This is a genomic window from Paludibaculum fermentans (assembly GCF_051172195.1).
In the GTDB taxonomy this organism is placed as follows: domain Bacteria; phylum Acidobacteriota; class Terriglobia; order Bryobacterales; family Bryobacteraceae; genus Paludibaculum; species Paludibaculum fermentans_A.
The window spans coordinates 1,225,191-1,246,549 of record NZ_JBPJAQ010000001.1; the positions used below are offsets into that span (position 1 = coordinate 1,225,191).

At 62.1% G+C, this 21,359-nt stretch carries 14 protein-coding genes; 11 read left to right on the forward strand and 3 right to left on the reverse strand.

The window, feature by feature from the left end; all coding sequences use genetic code 11:
• Nucleotides 1–319 precede the first annotated feature (319 nt).
• The 7 genes from ACR9Y2_RS05030 (at nucleotide 320) to ACR9Y2_RS05060 (ending at nucleotide 12,699) form a co-directional block, all read left to right on the forward strand.
• Nucleotides 320–3,745: a carboxypeptidase regulatory-like domain-containing protein gene (locus ACR9Y2_RS05030; protein ID WP_435039964.1), complete on the forward strand. Its 3,426-nt coding sequence runs from the start codon at nucleotides 320–322 to the stop codon at nucleotides 3,743–3,745.
• A 1,615-nt stretch (nucleotides 3,746–5,360) separates the two neighbouring features.
• Nucleotides 5,361–8,795 carry a carboxypeptidase regulatory-like domain-containing protein gene (locus ACR9Y2_RS05035; RefSeq protein ID WP_435039965.1) on the forward strand — a complete coding sequence of 1,145 codons (3,435 nt, stop codon included), beginning with the start codon at nucleotides 5,361–5,363 and terminating at the stop codon, nucleotides 8,793–8,795.
• 131 nt (nucleotides 8,796–8,926) lie between these two features.
• Nucleotides 8,927–9,808: an ATP-binding cassette domain-containing protein gene (locus ACR9Y2_RS05040; protein WP_435039966.1), complete on the forward strand. Its 882-nt coding sequence runs from the start codon at nucleotides 8,927–8,929 to the stop codon at nucleotides 9,806–9,808.
• The gene (locus ACR9Y2_RS05045; RefSeq protein WP_435039967.1) at nucleotides 9,805–10,545 is read left to right on the forward strand and encodes an ABC transporter permease; all 741 of its coding nucleotides are present in this window, start codon (nucleotides 9,805–9,807) and stop codon (nucleotides 10,543–10,545) included. The genes ACR9Y2_RS05040 and ACR9Y2_RS05045 overlap by 4 nt, the downstream gene beginning before the upstream one ends.
• Before the next feature lie 6 nt (nucleotides 10,546–10,551).
• Nucleotides 10,552–11,640 carry a sensor histidine kinase gene (locus tag ACR9Y2_RS05050; protein ID WP_435039968.1) on the forward strand — a complete coding sequence of 363 codons (1,089 nt, stop codon included), beginning with the start codon at nucleotides 10,552–10,554 and terminating at the stop codon, nucleotides 11,638–11,640.
• Entirely contained in the window at nucleotides 11,637–12,242 is a 606-nt protein-coding gene (locus ACR9Y2_RS05055; RefSeq protein WP_435039969.1) for a response regulator, read from the forward strand. The genes ACR9Y2_RS05050 and ACR9Y2_RS05055 overlap by 4 nt, the downstream gene beginning before the upstream one ends.
• Before the next feature lie 31 nt (nucleotides 12,243–12,273).
• On the forward strand, nucleotides 12,274–12,699 hold the full coding sequence (locus ACR9Y2_RS05060; protein WP_435039970.1) for a YybH family protein: 426 nt from the start codon (nucleotides 12,274–12,276) through the stop codon (nucleotides 12,697–12,699).
• Here ACR9Y2_RS05060 and ACR9Y2_RS05065 read toward each other — a convergent pair.
• Entirely contained in the window at nucleotides 12,696–13,169 is a 474-nt protein-coding gene (locus ACR9Y2_RS05065) for a hypothetical protein (RefSeq protein WP_435039971.1), read from the reverse strand. The genes ACR9Y2_RS05060 and ACR9Y2_RS05065 overlap by 4 nt on opposite strands.
• On the reverse strand, nucleotides 13,166–15,193 hold the full coding sequence (locus ACR9Y2_RS05070) for a M3 family metallopeptidase (protein WP_435039972.1): 2,028 nt from the start codon (nucleotides 15,191–15,193) through the stop codon (nucleotides 13,166–13,168). Before ACR9Y2_RS05070 ends, ACR9Y2_RS05065 begins: the two co-directional genes overlap by 4 nt.
• Before the next feature lie 18 nt (nucleotides 15,194–15,211).
• Between ACR9Y2_RS05070 and ACR9Y2_RS05075 the strand changes: the two genes are divergently transcribed.
• The 4 genes from ACR9Y2_RS05075 to ACR9Y2_RS05090 all read left to right on the forward strand — a co-directional run bounded on the left by ACR9Y2_RS05075 (nucleotide 15,212) and on the right by ACR9Y2_RS05090 (nucleotide 20,385).
• Complete coding sequence (locus ACR9Y2_RS05075) at nucleotides 15,212–16,537, forward strand: sensor histidine kinase (RefSeq protein WP_435039973.1); 1,326 nt, start codon at nucleotides 15,212–15,214, stop codon at nucleotides 16,535–16,537.
• Entirely contained in the window at nucleotides 16,530–17,177 is a 648-nt protein-coding gene (locus tag ACR9Y2_RS05080; protein WP_194447665.1) for a response regulator, read from the forward strand. The genes ACR9Y2_RS05075 and ACR9Y2_RS05080 overlap by 8 nt, the downstream gene beginning before the upstream one ends.
• 7 nt (nucleotides 17,178–17,184) lie before the next feature.
• Nucleotides 17,185–18,843: a CRTAC1 family protein gene (locus ACR9Y2_RS05085; RefSeq protein ID WP_435039974.1), complete on the forward strand. Its 1,659-nt coding sequence runs from the start codon at nucleotides 17,185–17,187 to the stop codon at nucleotides 18,841–18,843.
• Between the two features lie 408 nt (nucleotides 18,844–19,251).
• A complete protein-coding gene (locus ACR9Y2_RS05090) occupies nucleotides 19,252–20,385 on the forward strand; it encodes a PEP-CTERM sorting domain-containing protein (protein WP_435039975.1) in 1,134 nt (377 codons plus the stop codon).
• A 36-nt stretch (nucleotides 20,386–20,421) separates the two neighbouring features.
• Here the strand turns inward: ACR9Y2_RS05090 and ACR9Y2_RS05095 are convergent, their stop codons facing one another.
• Nucleotides 20,422–21,339, reverse strand: coding sequence for a hypothetical protein (locus tag ACR9Y2_RS05095; protein ID WP_435039976.1), 918 nt, complete (start codon nucleotides 21,337–21,339; stop codon nucleotides 20,422–20,424).
• Between the last annotated feature and the right edge of the window lie 20 nt (nucleotides 21,340–21,359).

Here is a 21,359-nt window from a genome sequence, read left to right on the forward strand (position 1 = left end):
AAGGTATGCCAGCGGCGCAGCGAAAGTCAAGCGACACCGGAAAGGGCGAATCGGAAGCGGTTCATAGACGTCCAGATTTGATGGTGAGTTGACGCAGTTGTCTCGATCCACCTGAACGGGCCTACTGGCATGAAGCGGACGGCGCGGCTGAGCGGGCGAACAAACAGAATGAAACGGTCAATTTAGGTTTGAGTTACAGATCTCAGCATATCCTTTGATATCTATCTTTCGATATGATAGCGGTTGCACCTCCCTTATGGAGCGGTGCTCAAGGATATACTAAGCAAGCTTCAATTTCGTCTTCTGGAGGTTAGCTTATATGAACCATGTGCGTTCTGTGGCAGTGGTGACACTGCTTCTTTGCGTTCTCAGTTTGGGCGCATTCGCACAATCGGACAACTCCACCGCAAACGGTGTTGTCCGTGATCCATCTTCGGCAGTAGTACCTAACGCCAAGATCACCCTCAAGAACCAAGCCAACGGCCTGACTCGTGAAGTCAAGACCAACGAGTCCGGCAATTTCGTCATCCCGACCATTCCTTCCGGCATGTACACCCTCACCGTCGAGGCGGCCGGATTCAAGAAGTACGAATCCAAGGACAACAAGGTCGACCCCAACCTGCCCGCCAGTTTTGATGTGGCGTTGCAAGTGGGTCAGGCTTCGGAAGTCGTCGAAGTAACCGCCACGGCGGCTGCCCTGCAGACGGAATCCGGCGCTGTCGGCCGCATTGTGGAAGGCAAGCAGATCAGCGATTTGCAGTTGAATGGCCGCAACCCCGTGTTTCTCGCCCTGTTGAAGCCAGGCGTGCGCGGCGGTTCACTGGCCGGGTTCAGCTTTGCAATGGACACCGCCGGTCTCAGCATCAATGGTTCGCGCACGCAGGACAACCTGATCACCTATGACGGTGCGGTTGCAGTTCGTACGCGTTCCAACGGTACGTCGATCGGTTCCGCCGATCTCGACACCACTGCTGAAGTGCAGATCATGACCGCGTCGTTCACGGCCGAATACGGCCGCGCCGCCGGTGGCCAGATCCGCGTGGTCAGCAAGAGCGGCACGAGCCAGTTCCATGGTTCGGCCTACGAGTATTTCCGCAACTCCGCTTTGGACGCCAACACCTGGTCCCGGAACCGGAACACTGCTACGAACTTCGTGGCTCCGTTCCGCTACAACCAGTTCGGCTACAACGTCGCGGGCCCGGTATTCATTCCCGGGAAGCTGAACAAGGATCGCAGCAAGCTGTTCTTCACCTGGTCGCAGGAATGGACCAAGTACCGCCGCGACGACACGACCCTCAAGGTTGTGCCCACGGCCAAAATGAAAGCTGGGGACTACAGTGAGTTGTTGGCTCCCACTTCGTTCTTCAATACGGCCCAGATCATCAAGGATCCGGCCAACGGGAACGCTCCCTTCGCCGGCAACATCATCCCGAAGAACCGCCAGAGCGTGAACGGAATGGCGCTGCTCGCCGTTTATCCGGCTGCCAATCTTGCCGTGCCCCAGGGCGCGAACAACTGGTTTGGCGTCGGCGGTCACCCGACCGACCAGCGCAAAGACAGCATCGGCATCGACTTCCTGCCCACGCAGAGGGATTCGATCAAGTTCCGCGCCATGCTGTACCACTACCTGGACGTTTCGCCCTTCCCGACCGGTTTCGCCCTCGCCCAGCAGACCTTCGACCGTCCGAATCAGACGTCTTCGCTGAACTGGACACACAGCTTCAGCCCGACCCTGATCAACGAGACCCTGATCACGGCCAGCCGCGACCAGGTGTTCATCCGCATGACGGACACGGCGGCCTTCAACCGTACGACTTACGGCATCAACTATCCGTATGTCTACCCCGCCGGCAAGGATCGTCCGAACAAGCTGCCGGCCGTGGCTATCCCCGGCTTCAGCGAGTACACGGGCACTCCTTACCCCTCGAACTCCACTGGCCCGATCTACTCGATCAGCAACAACATCACGAAGATTCTGAACAACCACACGATCAAAGCGGGTTTCGCGTTTGAGCGTGCGGGTCAGAACGACTACGACCAGATCAACGTCAACGGCGTTCCTGGCGGCACCAACAACCAGAACGGCCGCTTCGAGTTCAGCAACACGCGTACCGGTGGCTCCGGCGTGGGCCTCGGCGACACTGCTCTCGGCCTGTTCAACAACTACGCCGAAATCGGCACCCGCAGCTTCACCCCCTACCGCGGCAACATGTACGAATGGTTCGTTCAGGATTCCTGGAAGGTCACCGACAAGTTGAAGTTGGAACTGGGCGTCCGCCACACGATCGTGCAGCCTTACTACTCTCTGTGGGGCAACATGACCGTGTTCGATCCCAAGTATTACGACAAGACCAAGGCTGTCACTGTTAATACCGCGAACGGCAATCCGATCGCGGGCAGCGGTGATCCTTACAACGGCATCGTGATCCCGGGCAGCAGCTGGCCGGATTCCGCCAAGGGCCGCGTGCCTGCAGCGACCGACCCCTCCCTGCAGTATCTGTTCCGTGGCGGCCAGGAGCCGAAGTACTACTCCAACATCGACTACGGCAACTTCCAGCCCCGCATTGGTATCGCTTACTCGTTGAACCCCAAGACCGTGATCCGCGGCGGCGCCGGCAAGTACACGACGCGCCTCGGCGTCAGCGACTCGGTGTTCCTCGGCGGCAACCCCCCGTTGCAGCCCATCGCTTCGATTCCGACCGGCCTGGTGGACAATCCGGGCGGCGGCTCCCTGGCGAGCTTCCCGATCAGCGTCACGACGCAGGCCAAAGTGTTCCACATGCCGCAGTCCTACACGTGGAACCTGACTGTTGAGCGCGAAATCGGCTTCAATACGGTTGTTGACGCTTCCTATGTTGGCCGTCGCGGCCTCTACGGGCAACGCGAAAAGAACATCAACCAGACGGCGCTCGGCGCGGTGTATGCCAACCCGACCATCAACGTCAACGCCCTGCGTCCCTACCTCGGCTATGGTCCGATTCGCGAGACCTTCAACGACGCCAACATGAAGTACAACAGCCTTCAGTTCGGCATCAACCGCAGGTTCTCGAACGGCCTCAGCTATGGCTTGGGCTACACGCTCAGCAAGTGCATGGACGACGGCAGCGCGCAGCGCGACATCGTGCCCAACGCCTACGACGTCCACAACCTGTGGGGCGCCTGCACCAATGACACGCGTCACATCTGGGTAATCAACTACATCTACCAGCTCCCGTTCTTCAAGAACTCCGGCCGCGCCCTCAAGGCGATCGCCGGCGGCTGGCAGGTTAGCGGCGTGACCCAGTTCCAGACCGGCACTCCCCTGACCGTGGCGACTGGCGACGATTTCGCCGGCGTCGGCCCCGGTTCCGGCAGCCAGATCTGGAACGTTGTGGGTGACCCGCAACTCGGCAACGGCGAGAAGAAGTTCGCCGCCGCGGCCAGCGACTCCTCCTTCTGGTTCCGCACGAAGGACGCCAGCGGCGCTTCGATCTTCGCAAAGCCCGCCAACGGCACGTTTGTGTCCGGCTACTTCCGCAGCCTCATCTACAACCCGGGCTTCCAGAACTGGAACCTCGGCTTGTTCAAGACGTTCGCTGTGACCGAGCACCAGAGCCTGCTGCTCCGGTTTGAAGCGTTCAACTGGATCAACCACCCCAACTGGGGCGGCGCCGACAGCAACCCGAACAGCGGGACCTTCGGTAAGATCACCGGCAAGAACGACGACCGCCGCAATCTGCAGTTGAGCATGCGGTACACCTTCTAACCGGAAGTCAAACCAAACTGAAAGGGCCGGAGCCAACGCTCCGGCCCTTTTTCTCGTGTATGGCTATCCTCTGGTGTACAAGGTGGCTGATTTCAAGGCGAATTGTATTCCTTGAGGCGTCTCAGCGTGGGCTTCGACAGTGGCGAAGCCGTTTTCATTGGAGAGCCCGAGGATGGCCGGCCAAAGCCGAGCTCGTGGGGTGGGGATGGCCGGATCCTGTCGATACTGCTCGGGTGTGGGCGAGCGTTGTCCATAGCAGCGTTGGCGGCCCGGCCCGTGATGGACCTGCTCGGAGGCAGGCAAGGCGTAGAAGCTGGCGTCGTTGCGAATGCGGCCGATGAGAGTTGTCCGACCTGGCAGATTGCGGAAAACCGCACGGCAGGTGAAGGTCCCATCGACACAAACCACCAGTGGGCGTGCATGACCTCCGGGATGAGAATCGAGGTCGCAGCGTAACTAGACACACAGAAACACAAGGGATCGTTCTGAGAGCGGCGATCGAAGAGCGGGTCAGCAAGAAAAGCCCCCCTGATCTGGTCAGAGGGCCAAACGCGAGGAAGAGGGCCGGAACCAACGCTCCGGCCCTCTCTGTTGGCCGACGGCCGCAACGCGCACAAAACTCCAGTTCGCGATGCTTCAATTCGTCTTCTGAAGATCAGCGGCGCACAGCACAGACTCTAGCCGGCCAGCACTTGGGCGGCAGTTCACACACCTTCTCCGCCTCTTTTCCTGTCCTGATGGTCACACCTCCACCTGGGATGCCGGTCGCACCTCCTCGAGTTCCTGGTTTCCCAACCAAACTCCGCTAGACAGACTCCAAAGGGGTGCGAATCACACTCGGGTGGCGAGAACTCCCGGCTCGTCCAACCGCGACAGCGCGAACGGCACCACCGAGACCATCATGTTGGAAGTTTGCTACAAAAAACAAGGGGTAACTGTAATCCAACATAAAAATACATTATCAATGTAATTGGAATGTTAAGAACGTAAACCACTCAAGCTCATGAGCATCGCCCGCTCTTCTATTCTCAACGTGTTCGAGAGCTGTGGCATGCACAGAATCAATTAACACAAATATATATTGATAGATTCTGCAGGCAGCAACAGCTTGTGGAAACCAGCAGCAAGTGCATTAGCGCCTGATGCCGAGCGTTCTCACTGTCAGGCGCTCTTGAACGAAGAGAGTACGTTCAGGAGTCATGGCATTCCTACTCCTCGGCAAACTGCTTCAATGTGCACTCTTCAGTCAGACAACTCGACCGCCCGTGGAGTTGCCTGAGATCCCTCGCCTACTGCTGTTCTTAACGCGTAAGTTGCTCTGAAGACTCAAGCTAAGGGTCTGGCACTCGAATCGAATACGAACAAATCAAGTAACTTTTCTATTCACACTATTTCGTCATATATGTATACCGTAACCATCGAACTAGCAACCTTCACGTAATCCCGAAGCAGCTTGGCCGGATCCCATGTTTCAATTCAACCCACTGGCCACCAAGCGTAAAGAATGATAGAATCCCTTCAAATAGTTCTGATTAGGGGGAACAGTGTGAGTCTCACCAGGCAACGTCTGTATGTCTGGACCACTGTTAGCGCTAATTACCAAGGAGTACATTGCATGAAGCTTCAGGCTCTACGTAGAGCAACAAATGCGTTCACGCTACTGCTTTTAGTGGCGGCAGGAGTGTTCGCTCAGTCCGACAACTCAACAATCTCCGGCATCGTCAAGGATCCGACGGGTGCCGTTGTCACCAACGCTAAGGTGACTGTCAAGAACGAGGGCACCGCCTTCGAGCGTCAAACCACTACCAATGAGAGCGGTTTCTATACTGTCACCAATATCCAACCCGGCTTCTACGAGGTCATCGTTGAGGCGACTGGCTTCAAGAAGAGCTCCAAAACCCACAACAAACTGGAAGCCGCACTTCCGATGCAGGTCAATCTCGACCTCAGCGTTGGCCAACTAAGCGAATCAGTCACGGTCGAAGCAAACGCCGCTCAGCTCAATACGGAGTCGGCCGCCGTCGGCAAGACGGTGGAACAGGCCCAGATTCAGAATCTGGCCTTGAATGGGCGCAATCCCCTATTCCTCGCCGTCCTCAAGCCCGGCGTCCGCCGCGGCTCCCCCATGAACGGGTTTTCGTATGGACTGGATTCCGGCGGCCTCACGATCAACGGCGGCCGCAGCCAGGATTCTCTCATCACGTTCGATGGCGCTGTCGGTATCCGAACACGTGCCAACGGCACTTCCATCGGCACGGCCGATCTCGACACCGTGCAGGAAGTCCAGGTACTCACAGCCAACTACTCGGCTGAGTACGGCCGTTCCTCGGCTGGTCAGATCCGCATGGTCACCAAGTCGGGCACCAAGCAGTTTCACGGCACCGCTTACGACTACTTCCGGAACAGCGCGCTGGACTCCAACACATGGAGTCGCAACCGCCGCGCTTCCACGAACTTTGTTGCCCCACTGAAGTACAACCAGTTCGGGTTCAACGTCAATGGCCCGGTGATGATCCCCAAGGTGTTCAACCAGAACAGAGAAAAGCTCTTCTTCCTGTTCAGCCAGGAGTATGTGCGCCGCCGTTTTGAGGACACCCTCGCCCAGCGGGTTCCCACGCTGGCCATGCGTGGTGGCGATTTCAGCGAGTTGCTGCAATCCAACATCTTCTATTCGGGCAGTCGCGTCATCAACGATCCCACCACAGGCACCCCGTTTGCGGGTAACATCATCCCCGCCAATCGCTTGAGTGCCAACGGCACCTCTTTCCTGAAGACCTACTACGCGCCCAACGGCAGTTTCGGCACCAACAACTGGATGATCGTCCGTCCAGGCTGGCAGAATCAGCGCAAGGATACCGTCGCGATCGACTACAACCCCGCCGCCAACCAGTTCGTCAAATTCCGCTTGGCCAACTACAGCTATACGGGCCTCGACACCAACCGCAGCGGTTTCGACTACGCCATCACTAATTGGGACCGTCCCAACCAGACCGCCAGCCTGGCGCACACCTGGACCCTGAGTCCCACGATGATCAACGAGTTCCTGGTCTCCGGCTCGGTGGACCGCGTCCGCATCGGCCTTGACCAGACCGGCCAACGCTTCCTGCGCTCCCGCTCGGGCATCAACTACCCCTACCTCTTCCCGGAGAAGAAGGAGATCTACGACAAAGTCCCGACCATTGAAATCCCGAACGTCGGCACCATCGACGGCGGTCCGTATCCATCGAGCTCCGCCGGTCCCATCTACCAGATCTCGAACAACGTGACGAAGATTGTCAGCAACCACACGTTCAAGTTTGGCGCTCTGTGGGAACGTTCCGGCCAGAACGACTTTGACCAGATCAACGTCAGCGGCGTCCCCGGCGGCACCAACAACCAGAATGGCCGCTTCATCTTCCAGGACACCCGCTCCGGCGCAAACAGCACCGGCACCGGCCTGGCCAACGCCGCCATGGGTCTGTTCTCGACCTACGCCGAAATCGGCCCCCGCGCCTTCACTCCCTACCGCAGCCATATGGCTGAGTTCTTCGGTCAGGATTCCTGGCGCGTCAATAGCAAGTTGAAGATCGAAATCGGCTTCCGCGCGACCTGGCAGAACGGCTACTACAAGTCGTTGTGGGGCAACATCGCGATCTTCGACGCCAAGAAGTACGACCCCTCCAAGGCTGCTGTCATCGACCGCACCACCGGTTACGTGCTTTCCGGCAACCGCTACAACGGTGTCGTCATCCCCGGCTCTTCGTTCCCCGATGCCGCCAAGGGCCGCGTCCCGGCCATCGACTCCGGTCTCTACAACAACCTGCTGACCGGCGGCTCCCCATACCCTTCCGCCAACCAGTGGAACTGGATGCCCCGTCTCGGCATCGCTTACTCAGCCACCAGCAAGGATGTCATCCGCATGGGCTTCGGCGGCTTCGCCTCCCGGCCCGGCGTTTATGACAACGCCTTCCTCGGCGGCAATCCGCCCTTCCAGCCGATGGTCTCCATCACCAACGGCGTCGCTGACAACCCTGGCGGCGGCTCCAACAACGCGTTCCCGCAGTTCTTCCAGACTGTGGATCCGGCATATAAGATCCCGATCAGCTACAACTGGAACGGCACCTACCAGCGGCAACTCACCCCCGACACCACCGTCGAAGTGGGCTATATCGGCACCACCGGCCTCTTCCTGGCCCGCACTCGAGACGTGAACCAGTTGAAGACTGGCACCACCTTCCTCTCGGAGAACGCAGGCGCGAACGTGAACTACTTGCGCCCCTACAAGGGCTTCGCAGACATCACCATGACCGAGCACTCCGGCCGTTCCACGTATCACGCCCTGCAGTTCGAGCTCAATCGCCGTTTCACCAAGGGCCTGATGTATGGATTCGCCTATACCTACGGCAAAGCGATGGACAACAACTCCGGACTTCGCGACCTGTTCATCGATTACTTCAATCCGGGGTTAAACTGGGGCAAGTCTGCCAACGACGTGCGCCACACCGTGGTCAGCAACATCGTCTATGAATTGCCGTTCTTCAACAAAGCCAACTCCAAACTGGTCAAGTCCATCGCCGGCGGCTGGCAGGCTTCGGGCGTCATCCAGTTCCAGACCGGCGCGCCGTTCACCATCGCCCGAACCGACGACTACCTCGGGACCGGCGCGGCCAACGACAAGCCCTGGAGCCTTACCGGCGACACCGACCGCCCGCTGAAGTTCGCCAACGAGAATACGTCCGGCAATTACACCGGCATCACGGACTACTGGTTCAACCCCAAGCCGAACGGCACACTGTGGGCCTATAAGCCTGCCAACGGTACGCTGCCGAACCAGAACCGCAACTCCATCTCCTTCAACAACGTCGGCTTCCAGAACTGGAACCTGGCGCTGTTCAAGGCCTTCCGCATCACCGAAAGCCAGAGCGTTCAGTTCCGCTTTGAAGCCTTCAATCTCCCGAACCACCCGAACTGGAGCGGCGTCGACACCAACCCGACTTCCACTTCCTTCGGTATGGTCACCGGCAAGAGCAGCGAGCGCAACATTCAGATGAGCCTCCGCTACAGCTTCTAAGCCTGGCGCTCATTCGAAACCCAAAAGGGCCGGGGCCAACGCTCCGGCCCTTTTTGCGTTCTGACATTTGTCACCTGCCGCGGGTGACACTCGACACTGGCCGGGCCGCACCACGTGCCGCACGATGGGTCATGATCATTGCGGAACTTCGGAATGTCAGGAAGCGATTCGGCCCGGTAGCGGCGCTGGATGGCTTCGATCTCCAAATCGAACAGGGACAACTGCTGGCGCTGCTGGGGCGGAACGGCGCAGGCAAGACCACCGCCGCCAGGCTGCTGCTGGGCCTGACTTCAGCTGACGAAGGGGCGGCGCGTGTCTTCGGGCACGACCCCCGCCAGCAGGTCGGCCGGGTGCGCACCGGCACCATGCTGCAGGCGGGACAGGTACCCGAAATGCTGCGCGTGGCCGAGCACATCGAGCTCTTCTCCAGCTACTACCACAAGCCTCTTACTGTTGGGGACGCAGTCAAGGCAGCCGGCCTGGAGGGCCTGGAGCGGCGTATGTACGGCTCGCTCTCCGGAGGCCAGAAACAACGGGTATTGTTCGCACTCGCTATCTGCGGCCGGCCAGACCTGCTGCTGCTGGACGAACCGACGGTTGGCCTGGATGTGGACAGCCGCCGCGGACTCTGGAGCCATATCCGCGGTTTCGTCGCCGGGGGAGGCAGCGTCCTGTTGACGACCCACTATCTGGAGGAAGCCGACGCCCTGGCTGACCATGTGACCGTCATCGACAAAGGCCGCTGCCTCGCTGAAGGCTCTCCGGCCGAGATCAAACGCTCCATCTGCGCCCGCCGCATCACCTGCGTCACTGAGCTTGCCGACGACCGGCTGCGCGCGTTGGAAGGCGTGCAATCGGTGACCCGCGCCGGCGGACGCGTCACCCTCACCGCTGTAGACAGCGACACCGTACTGCACAGGTTGATGACAGCCGATCCCCGTGTTCGCGACGTGGAAATCCGGGGTGCCGGCCTGGAAGAGGCATTTCTTGCATTGACGGAGGTGGCCCAATGAATACCTACTGGCTGGAAGCCAAGTTCCAATTCCTATCCCTGCTGCGCACGCCGCGCTTTGCTGTGCCCACACTGATGCTGCCGCCGCTGTTCTACCTGTTCTTCGGCATCCTCATGAACACGGGCCGCGTCCCACCGGTGAGCCTGGCGCAGTCGATCCTCGTCGGCTATGCCGTCTTCGGGGCGCTGGCCGCCTCGATGTGGGGCGTGGCCGTCACCCTGTCCACGGAACGCAACCTGGGTTGGCTGGAAGTGAAGCGGGCCAGCCCCATGCCGCTGGGCTCCTACTTTGCGTCCAAGATTGCCGCCTCCATGGCCTTCTCCCTCACCATTCTGCTGCTGCTCGGGCTGCTCGCCCAGTATCTGGGGCATGTCGGGCTCGGTGCCGCGCAGTGGCTGCAACTGGCCATCTGCGTCGTCGTAGCCAGTATTCCCTTGTGCGGCATGGGCCTGCTGGTGGGCACCCTCACCAGCGCCAGTGCGACGCCGGCCGTGGTTAACCTGATCAGCATGCCCATGGCAATCTGCTCGGGCTTGTGGATCCCCATCGACTTTCTACCCGCCGGGATGCAGCAGGCAGCTGTATTCCTGCCCACCTATCACGCCTTGCAGATCGGTCGTACAATCGTGGGCAGACGCGCCGCATGGCCCATCGGGTGGCATCTGGCGGTCCTGCTGGGTTTCGCGCTGTTGTTCCTGGCGCTCACCGCCGGAGCCTGGCGCCGCCAGCGTCGATAGCGAACCATGCCGAGGTCACTCAAACCGCCGTTTCTACCGCCGGACTCACCGGAGGGCTGGATGCCCTATCTGTGGCTGGTGTACTCTCTGCCCTTCCTGCTCACCCCGGCCTTCGGCGGCAATGGCCTGTGGGATTGGATCACCACGCTCTCGGCCTACACAGTTTTCCTGGCTGCCTATTTCCGCGGCTACTGGGTGCGCGGCCGGCAACTGCCCGCCATCATCGGTGTCTTCTGCCTGTTGGCCATCGTGTTTGCAAAAGGGAATCCGTCGGCATTGGTGTTCTTCGTTTACGCCGCCTCGTTCACGCCGGAATTGGGGGAGCCTCGCAAGGGCTGGCTGGGCCTGGGCCTCGTGATGGCCATCGAACTGGCAACCGTCACCCTGCTCGGGATGCACTGGCATCGATGGGCGGCGCCCGCGATTTTCACGCCGCTGGTCGGGTTGATGGTGATGCACTACAGCCAGCGGCGGCGGCTGACCCTGCGCCTGATTCAGACCCAGGGCGAGTTGGCGCGGATGGCCCAGATTGCCGAACGGGAACGCATCGCCCGCGATTTGCACGACCTGCTGGGACACACCCTGTCGGTCATCGTGCTTAAGTCTGAGCTGGCCTCGCGGTTGGCCGAGATCGATACGCAACGGGCGATCAGCGAGATCCGGGATGTCGAACGGATCTCACGGGAAGCGCTGGCTGAGGTGCGCGCGGCGGTCCGGGGTTACCGTTCAGCCGGCCTGATGGCGGAAGTGGAGAGCGCCCGGCAGGCATTGCGCTCAGCGGGTATCGAACTGGAATGCGATTTGGGCAGTGGACCGCTGCCCGCCGCCCAGGAAGGCGTGCTGGCGCTGGCCATCCGGGAAGCCTGCACCAATGTGGTGCGGCACGCCAGGGCTACGCGCTGCCGCATGGCCCTGCGCCGCGGGCCCCGCCAGTACGAACTGGAGATCGCCGACGACGGGCAGGGCGGCACGGCGAGTGAAGGCGCCGGGCTCAGCGGTATGCGGGAACGTGTCGAGGCGCTGGGCGGCACCCTGGAGCACGACGGCTCCAGCGGCATGCGCCTGCTGCTCCGTTTGCCCCTGGAGGCCGTTTGAAGATCCGGGTACTCATCGCGGAAGACCAGGCCATGGTGCTGGGCGCATTGGCGGCGCTGCTCTCCACCGAGAAGGACCTGGAAGTCACCGGGCAGGCGCGCGACGGCGCCGAAGCCCTGTCCCTGCTCGACACCGCCCAGCCCGATGTTGTGCTCTCCGATATCGAGATGCCGAATATGACCGGGCTCGAGCTCGCCGCCGAGATCCGCCGCCAGAAGCGCTCCACAAAAGTGATCATCCTGACAACCTTTGCGCGGCCGGGCTACCTGCGGCGTGCACTGGAAGCCGGGGTCAGCGGTTACCTATTGAAGGATTCGCCGGCCGCCACGCTGGCCGAAGCGATCCGCCGCGTGCACACCGGTGGCCGCGCCATCGACCCCGAGCTGGCCGCCGAAGCCTGGACGGAACAGGATCTGCTCACCGAGCGCGAGCGGCAGGTCCTCCGCCTGGCCGGCGACGGCAGTTCGTCCTCCGATATCGCCTTGAAGCTGAGCCTTTCAGAGGGCACCGTGCGCAACTATCTGTCCGAGGCCATCAGTAAGTTGGGCGCCGCCAACCGCGTGGATGCGGCCCGCATCGCACGCCAGCGCGGCTGGCTGTGACATCCCTCCCACTGGAACGTCAGAGGTAGTCATGAAGCTTTTTGTACTCTCCCTGTTGTTGTGCGCGGCGCCGCTGCTGGCAGCCGATCTGCCCCAACAACTAATGGACGCCGATCGCGCCTTTGACGCCGCCACACTGGCCCAGGGGCTCGATGGCTGGATGAGTTTCTTCGCAGGCGATGCCCGGCTGAACCAGCGGCCCACTGAGCTTGTCGGCAAAGCGGCGCTGCGGGAGTTCTATGCGAAGATGTTCGCGCGCAGGGAGTTTACCCTCCGCTGGCAGCCCATCCATGCCGAGGCTTCCAAGGACGGCACACTCGGCTTCACCTACGGCGTGAGCCAGATGAGCTTCCGGGACGACAAAGGGGAGCTCGTGAAACACGAAGGCCGCTATCTCACCGTCTGGCGTAAGCAGCGCGACGGCACCTGGAAGGTCACAACGGACATCGGCAGCTAGGACGGTTCCTTCATCATCGCCGCGAAATAGACCGCGGCTAACGACGTATTGAGCAGGTGCAGCATGGGCTGCCACTCCGGGGCGCCCGGCAACGCCGCAACCACCATCAGCGGCCCGTCCGTGGGTGCGAACTCGCCCGGCCCCAGCCCGAGACTCTGCTGCAGTCCACCCAGCACACCTTGCCCCGCTTCGCTCTTCGGATCGCAAGCCATCACCGCGAGAGTGGCCGGCTGGCCGGATTCGTAGAGGGTCGCGAAGGCCACCGAGCCGGTCGCCGAAGCCCATTCCAACTCCACCGACCCGCGCTTCAGAAAGGGCAGGGGCGACCGGAACTGCGCCGGCATCGTGGAGAGAAACTCACGCATCAGGCCGACCACTTTCACCGCCTGCTCCAGCGTCGGAACCGTGTCGAACATACCCTGCTCGACACGCCCGTCCTCGACGTTGATGATCCGCACCTCAAAGGTCATACGAGGCCCAGCCTCGTCAGCAGCGCGCCGGGATCCGGATCGCGCCCCATGAACCCGCGAAACAGGACAGCCGGATCCTCACTATCGCCGCGGGACAGGATGTTGTCGCGGAACGACCGGCCGGTCTCCCGGGAGAACAGGCCCTCGTGTTTGAAGCGCGTGAACGCGTCGGCGTCCAGCACTTCAGCCCACTTGTAACTGTAGTAGCCCGCACCGTAGCCGGTGGGGTCCGCGAACAGGTGCGTAAACCCGGCCAGCATCGCGTAGTCTTCCGGGAACGGCGCCGGCGCGAAGGCGGCCAGCAGACGGTTGCCGTACTTCACCGGGTCTCCATCCATCTCCGGCCTGTAGTCGATGTGCAGAGCGAGATCCACCGTGGCAAAGCCCAGTTGGCGCATCTGAGCATTAGCCGCCCTGAACGTGCGTGCGGCCCGCATCTTTGTCAGCAGCTCGTCGGGAATCGTCTCGCCCGTCTGCCAGTGGCGCGCGAACATGTCCAGCGACTCGCGCTCCCAGCACCAGTTCTCCATAATCTGGCTGGGCAGCTCGACGAAGTCCCATGCCACGTTGGTTCCGGAAAGGCTCTTCACTTCCACCCGGCTCAGGCTGTGATGCAGCAGGTGGCCAAATTCGTGGAAAACAGTCTCCACCTCGCGGTGCGTCAGCAAGGCAGGCGCATCCCCCAGAGGGGGCGTCACGTTTCCACACATCAGCCCGATGTGCGGGCGCCATTCACGGCCGGCCCAACTGCCGGTCATGAAGGCGTCCATCCAGGCCCCACCGCGCTTTGTGTCGCGCGGGAACCAGTCGGCGTAGAACGAACCCAGCAGCGAGCCATCCTCGTCGCGGATCTCGTAATACTTCACTTCCGGATGCCAGACCGGCACCTTCGGCCCCTCGACAACAGTGATGCCATACAGGCGGTGCACCACATCGAACATGCCGGCCACAACCTTCTCCAGGGAGAAGTAAGGCCGCAGGTCCTCTTCCTCGAACGCGTACTGCGCCGCGCGCTGCTTCTCGGCATAGTAGGCGACATCCCACGGCTCCAGCGCGGTGATTGCTCCGCCCGAGAGTTCTTTGGCGAATGCCAGCAGCGCGTCGTTTTCGTGGTGGAAGGCCGCCTCGGTCTTGGACCGCAGATCCCGCACGAACGCCTGGGCGGTGGCGCCGTTTTTCGCCATCCGCTCCACCAGGTTGAAGTCGGCAAAGGTAGAGAAGCCCAGCAGGCGTGCCTTGGCCCGGCGCAGATCCAGGATCTTGGCGATCAGCTCGCTGTTCTGCTCCGCCGCGCGGCGGCTGTATGCCCGATAGAACTTTTCACGAATCTCGCGGGCGTCGAGATAGGTCATCACCGCCAGGTAGCTGGGCGCCTGCAGGGAGAACCGCCAGCCCTGCTTGCCGCGTGCCTCCGCCGCCTGCCGCGCACCCGCCACCGCCGACGCCGGCAGCCCGGCGAGCCGCGCTTCGTCCTCGATGAAATATTCAAAGGCGGCCGTGGCGTCCAGAACATTCTGGGCGAATTTCGTAGTGATGACGGCGAGCTCGATGTCCAGGGCCTCCAGCTTGCGCTTGCCCTCCTCATCCAACTCCGCGCCATGACGCCGGAACGCTTCTACCGTCTTCTTCAGAAACCGGGCCCGCACACCCTGCAACTCCTTTGCATCGCCGGTGGCCGCATAGCCCTGCAATGCCTTCCACAAACCCTCGTGCAGCGGGATGGAGGAGTAGAACGCGCTCACCTCGGGCTGGACTTCGTTCCACGCCGCCCGCAGCTCCGCGGTCATGACGACACCTTCCAGGTGCCGCACCACGCTCACGGCCACATCCAGCGGCTCAGCCGCCATATCCAGCGCGGCCATCGTATTCTCGTAAGTCCGCGGTCCGGGCAGGGACGCCAGATCGTCCAGCTGCGCGCGTGCCTGTTGGATGAGTGCCTCGATCGCCGGCTTCACATGTTCCGGTCGAACTTCATCAAAAGGGAGGGGCAGGCGTATGCCCAGCAGGGGGTTTGCTTCGCTCACATACACTAGGATAGCGATATGCCGGCGCGGACACCCACTGTCATCCAATTGGTCGGCCTCGGCGTCACGCTGGGGGCAGTGGCTGTCTTTTCGATCTTTACTCTGCAACAGTTGGATGGCCTGCGCCGGTTGGAGTCCGATAGCGTCGATCGCAGCCGCCGGGACTCCCTGCAACTCATTCGCATTCAGAACAATCTGACGCAACTCGGCCTCGCGCTGCGGGACATGGCGGAGGGTACCGAACCCTACCCCATCACCGGCTACAAACCGGAGTTCGACCGCATGCGCGGCGACCTGCAGGACGCCCTCTCCGTGGAGGCGCAACTCATGCCCGCCACCCGTACCCCCGCCCAGCAGGAGATGCTCAACACCACCTTCTCCCGGTTTTGGGGCGAGGTGGAGCACCTCTGGACCGTGGCCGCCCAGGGCCAGACCAACGAGGCGCGGGCCCTCATCCGCACCCGGTTGGAATCCGAACGCTCCACCATGACCACCGTCATTGCCCGGCTCCTCGTCCAGAACAGCGAGGCCGAAGGCGCGGCCGTCCAACAGATTACGGCCATCTACGGGCGTGTCGAGAAGAACCTCTACATGCTGCTCGCCGCCGTCGTCGCCGCCATCTCCATCACCAGCGCGCTGGTGATCCGCCACGACCGCCGCGTCTTCGCGCAGCTCGCCCAACTTTCAGAGGAGCGAAAAGAACTGGCCGGCCAGGTTATTTCGGTGCAGGAGGATGTTTTCCGCAATCTCGCCCGCGAGCTGCACGACGAGTTCGGCCAAGTGTTGACCGCCGTCGGCGTGATGCTGCAACGGGTGGAGAAGAAACTCCCCGAAGCCTCGAAGCAGCGCGAGGATATCCACGAGGTGCGCGAGATCGCCAACCAAACCCTGGAACGCGTGCGCAGCATGTCACAAATGCTCCATCCGCCCGTCCTCGACGACTACGGCCTGGAGAACAGCATCGAATGGTATCTGCGCCAATTTGAGAAGCAGACCGCCTTTCAGGTGCACTATGAGAAGATCGGCATAGGCCCGTGGATTGGCGACACCGTCGCGATTCACGTCTACAGGATCTTGCAGGAGGCCTTGAACAACGTCGTGCGCCACTCCGGAACTACCGAGGCCTGGGTGAAGGTTGTATATTCGCCTGCTTCGCTGTGTCTCGATGTGGAGGATCACGGCGCTGGGCTGGAAGGCAAGCCCGCCCGCAAGGGCCTGGGGCTCATCGGCATGCGCGAACGCGCCGAGCTGTTGGGCGGGCAGATCGAGTTTCAACGGCCGGCAGAGGGCGGAACCCGTGTGAAGCTGGTTGTACCGCTGCCCGCGGGAGGTGTGCATGAGTGAGGCGATCACAGTTTTGCTCGCCGATGATCATTCCCTGGTGCGGAAGGGCTTCCGGCGCATGCTGGAAGACGATGAAGCCGTCCAGGTTGTGGGTGAGGCTGCCAATGGTCCGCAGGCCATCGAAATGGCTCTGCGGTTGAAGCCGGCTGTCATCGTGATGGATCTGGCTATGCCCGAACTCGACGGCATCCAGGCTACAGCGCAGATCCTGAAACAACTGCCGAACACCGGGATCCTCATCCTTTCGATGTATTCCGAGGACACCTACGTGCGCAACGCTTTCGCCGCCGGCGCACGCGGCTACCTGCTGAAGAACGCGTTGGAAGTGGATCTCCCTTACGCCATCAAAGAGGTAGCGGCCGGCCGCACCGTCGTCGCACCGGGTCTCAACCTGCCCACCCAGGAACCGGCCAGTGAGGAAAGCAAGCTCACCCAGCGCGAACGTGAGGTGCTGCGCTACATCGTGCAGGGCAAATCCAATAAGGAGATCGCCGGCATTCTTGGGCTCAGCGTCAACACGGTGAGCGTCCATCGCGCCAACCTCATGCAGGCGCTCGGCATCCACCGCACGGCGGATCTCGTCGTTTATGCCATCCGCAAGGGCCTGGTCGCCCTGCCGGAACCCCCTGGACCGGAGTGAGGCAGGCGTGCGACGGCGCGATTTCCTGGGCGCCCTGGCCGCCATGGCCCCGCCCAATAACAATTCTGACCCGGGCTTTCGCCTCCGCGACGTAACCCGCGCCGCCGGCCTCGATTTCGTCCACAACTCCGGCGCCTTCGGCAAAAAATATCTGCCGGAGACCATGGGGCCGGGCTGTGCCTTCCTGGACTACGACAACGACGGCTGGCAGGACATCCTGCTGGTGAATTCCATGGACTGGCCCGGCCATAAACGCCGCCGCTCCACGTTGAAGCTCTATCGCAACAACCGCAACGGCACGTTCACCGACGTCACTCGCGCCGCCGGCCTCGAGGTGGAACTCTACGGCCTGGGTGTCGCCGTCGGCGATTTCAATAACGACGGTTTCGTCGATCTCTACATCACCTGCGTCGGCCAGAGCCGCCTCTTCCAGAACACCGGCCGCGGCACTTTTGTCGACGTCACCGCCCGCGCCGGGCTCGGCGGCCATGACGGCTTCTCCACCTCCGCCATGTGGTTCGACTACGACCGTGATGGCCACCTCGACCTCTTCGTAACAAATTACGTGCGCTGGTCGGAGAACAGTGACGTCTTCTGCTCCTTCGACGGCAGGCAAAAGTCCTATTGCACGCCCGAGGCGTATCGCGGAGCCACCTGCTGGCTCTTCCGCAATCGCGGCGACGGCACCTTTGAGGACGCCACCGCCAAAGCCGGGCTGCTCGACACTTCTTCCAAATCGCTCGGCGTCGCCGCCTTGTCCTACGACAACGACGGCTGGCCCGACCTGTTTGTCGCCAACGATACGCAGCCCAATAAGCTCTATCGGAACCAGCGCAACGGCACCTTCAGCGAGGTCGGCGTGAAAGCCGGACTCGCGTTCAGTGAGGACGGCCGCGCCCGCGCCGGCATGGGCGTCGATATCGCCTATCTCGAGGACTCCGGCCTGGCCTCCATCGTCGTCACCAACTTCGATAACGAGATGCTGGGCCTCTACCGCGCCACCAAGTCCGGAGCCTTCGTCGATCAGGCGCCGAAAACCAATATGGGCCTCGCCACCCGTCGCTCCCTGGGCTTCGGCTGTTTCTTTTTCGACGCCAACCTCGACGGCCAGCTCGACCTCCTGGTGGTGAACGGCCACATCGACGAGACCATCTCCCGCGCCCGCCACGACGTCACCTACGCCCAGTCGCCCCACTTGTTCCTGAATGAGGGCAACGGCAGCTTCCGCGACGTCGCCGGCCTGATCGGTCCCGAATTCTCCACGCCCAAAGTCGCCCGCGGAGCCGCTTTCGGAGACATCCACAACGACGGCGCCCAGGACGTGCTCATCACCACCAACAACGGGCCCGCCTTCCTCTACCGCAACGAACAGTCCAACGGCAACCGCTGGATCCGCATCAAACTCACCGGCACAAAGTCGAACCGCGACGCGATCGGAGCCCTGGTGAAGTACGAAGCCGGCGACCTGAAGGGATCCCGTACTGTGAAATCGGGTTCCAGCTACCTATCCCAGTCCGAGACGGCACTAACCCTGGGACTAGGCCGCCGTGAGAGGGTGGATAGGCTCCAGGTCCTATGGCCGAGCGGACTGACGGAAGAGTACCATGGCTTAATGGCAGGCCGCCGCTACCACATCATCGAAGCTAAGGGCATTTCGCAGCAATAACTTAGCTAGCGCATCGCGAAATTTTCGCCCCCGGGTCTCACAAGTACTTACCAGCTTCCTCCAGTACCATAAGGTCTTTCTTTCCCTGGTCCCCACCGTTACTCTGGTTCCAGTCGAGGGGGCAACTAAACCCCACGACAGAGTCGACGCCGCTACCCCGTAGGGCCAGTGGACGAAGGCCGGAAGAAACGAGAGTACGGAGTGAACTCAAAAGTACTACCGCGGAGACCCCGCAGGCGCCGGTGGGACTGGGCAAGCGCCCGGCCGCTGGTCCTACTGCCGGCCGTCGCCATTGTAGTCGTCGCCGGAAGTCTGACGATACAGCAGCGCCGTGCCCCGGCCGCTGGCTCGCCTACAGAAACCGGCAATTTCTCGCTCTTGGAGCAGTTGTGGATGCAGCGGCAGGAAATGCCTGACCGTCTGGTTTTCCCCTACTCCGTTGTGCCTGGCGGCGTGGAGACACCGGAGGAGGTTCTCTCCGCCGCCCAGCGCGACCCTTTGGTAGCCGCTCACTACCGCGGCTTCGACTTTAAGCGGGCTATGGTCACGACCTTGCACGAGCCGCGCCTGGCCTATGTCTCCTACCGCCTGAATAACAGGATCTACTGGACCAAAAAGAAACTGACGATCGCGGCCGGCGAACGCGTGATCACGGACGGCAGAAACTACATCCGCGGCCGCTGCGGCAACCGCCTGATCGACGCGCCCCAAACCCAGTTCAGCCTCCTGGAGCCGCCGGAAGACGTCCTGAATTCGCCCGAACTCCCCATCCTGGCGCTGACGACGCCCTATCCGGGACCGCCGCAGATGGCTCCTCCCGTCGAAACGCCAACCGAAGTCCCGCCCGGGACCGTGCCACCCGACTTCTATCCGCCAGGACCTTATCCGCCCGGTCCCACCGGCGGCGGCTTCATCATCCCGCCCGTGCCTTGCTGCGGTGGCTTTGTCATTCCGCCGCCCCCCGGCACCGTTCCGCCGCCCACCACCCCGCCGGTGATCGTTCCGCCGCCCGTGACGCCGCCACCCGTGAACCCTCCGCCGGTCACGCCGCCTCCGGTGACACCGCCGCCCACAACGCCGCCGGTCAACCCGCCACCGGTCAATCCACCTCCGGTGAACCCACCACCGGTGAACCCTCCGCCAGTCAACCCGCCGCCGGTGAATCCGCCGCCGGTGACGCCGCCACCCGTGAATCCACCTCCGGTGAACCCGCCGCCGGTGAATCCACCACCGGTCAATCCACCTCCAGTGAACCCTCCGCCGGTGACGCCGCCACCCGTGAATCCGCCGCCGGTCAATCCGCCGCCGGTGACACCACCTCCGGTTACGCCACCGCCGGTCAATCCACCGGTTGGTCCGCCGCCCGTGACGCCGCCTCCGGTGGGACCTCCGCCGGTCGGTCCGCCGCCGGTCGAGCCACCACCGGTAGGACCACCGCCCGTGATTCCGCCGCCCAGCCCGGTTCCTGAACCGGCCACATTCGGCCTGGTAGCGGGCGGGTTAGCGGCCCTGGCCTGGTCCATACGCCGCCACCGGAAGTAATTTCCCGATTTTCCGAACGCAGCCCGGTCCCCAGTACTAACGACGGGACCGGGCCTTTTTTCGATCCTGCAGAACTCGTTGAGTCCATGAGCTTTTGCGGGTGGAGAACTGGCCCGCGGCGGCCCGCAGGTAGGGCCGGAACTGCACCATCCACCACTGCGTCAACCCTTGGGTCCGAATCGACTCCAGAGTGTCGCTGTAGTGCTGCAGTATGTTCTCCGCCACCATATCGCCCGTAGTCCGGGCGGCTACCATCGAACTTTTACCCAACCACGCCATATTGGCGGGCAGCCGCGTCACCGCATCCAGGGCCAGCAGGGCCGAAAGCTCGAATACACCCCGCTGCTCCTTCCGCGCGGTCGACTGCAAGTCATTCCAGCTCCGCTCCAACAGTTCAATTCCAGGAAATCGTGACGGCGCCAAACCGCGCGCGCTCTGCTGCAAAGCCGCCCACTCGCTGCGCAGCGTAGCCGTGTCCAGCGGCGGCGTATTCAAAGTCTCCGCCGCGCGGCCGGCCGTCTCTTCCAGCGCATCCAGAATCTGATCCATGGTGTGCGGGTTCGTCTCGGGGCGGATCAACCCCTCCTGTTTCAGGCTCTCGGCGATCTCCGTGATCAGGCTGCGGCCCGCCCCGCTCAGGTCAGCCAACGCCGCCAGTACCCAAACCGGCGAGGCGCGGAACGTCAGGATTCCGATCATTTCGATCCCGTTGCCCGCCGTCCGCCGCATCAGGAAACCCTCGGCCAACTTCCCTTCCGCCGGAAACACACCTTCCACTTCCCCCACCTGCTCAATCAGAAAACGCAGTGTCGCTTCCACCAGCGACCGGTACAGGCGCGTGCGGCGCAAGGCGACAGGCAGCGCTGCCTCGCCAAGCTGATTCACCAGCCCGCCGGCCAGCGCGGTGGCTGAACGGAGAATCCGTTCAGGCAGCGACAGTATATAGTCCCGCACGGTGATATGTTAGCTGTTTC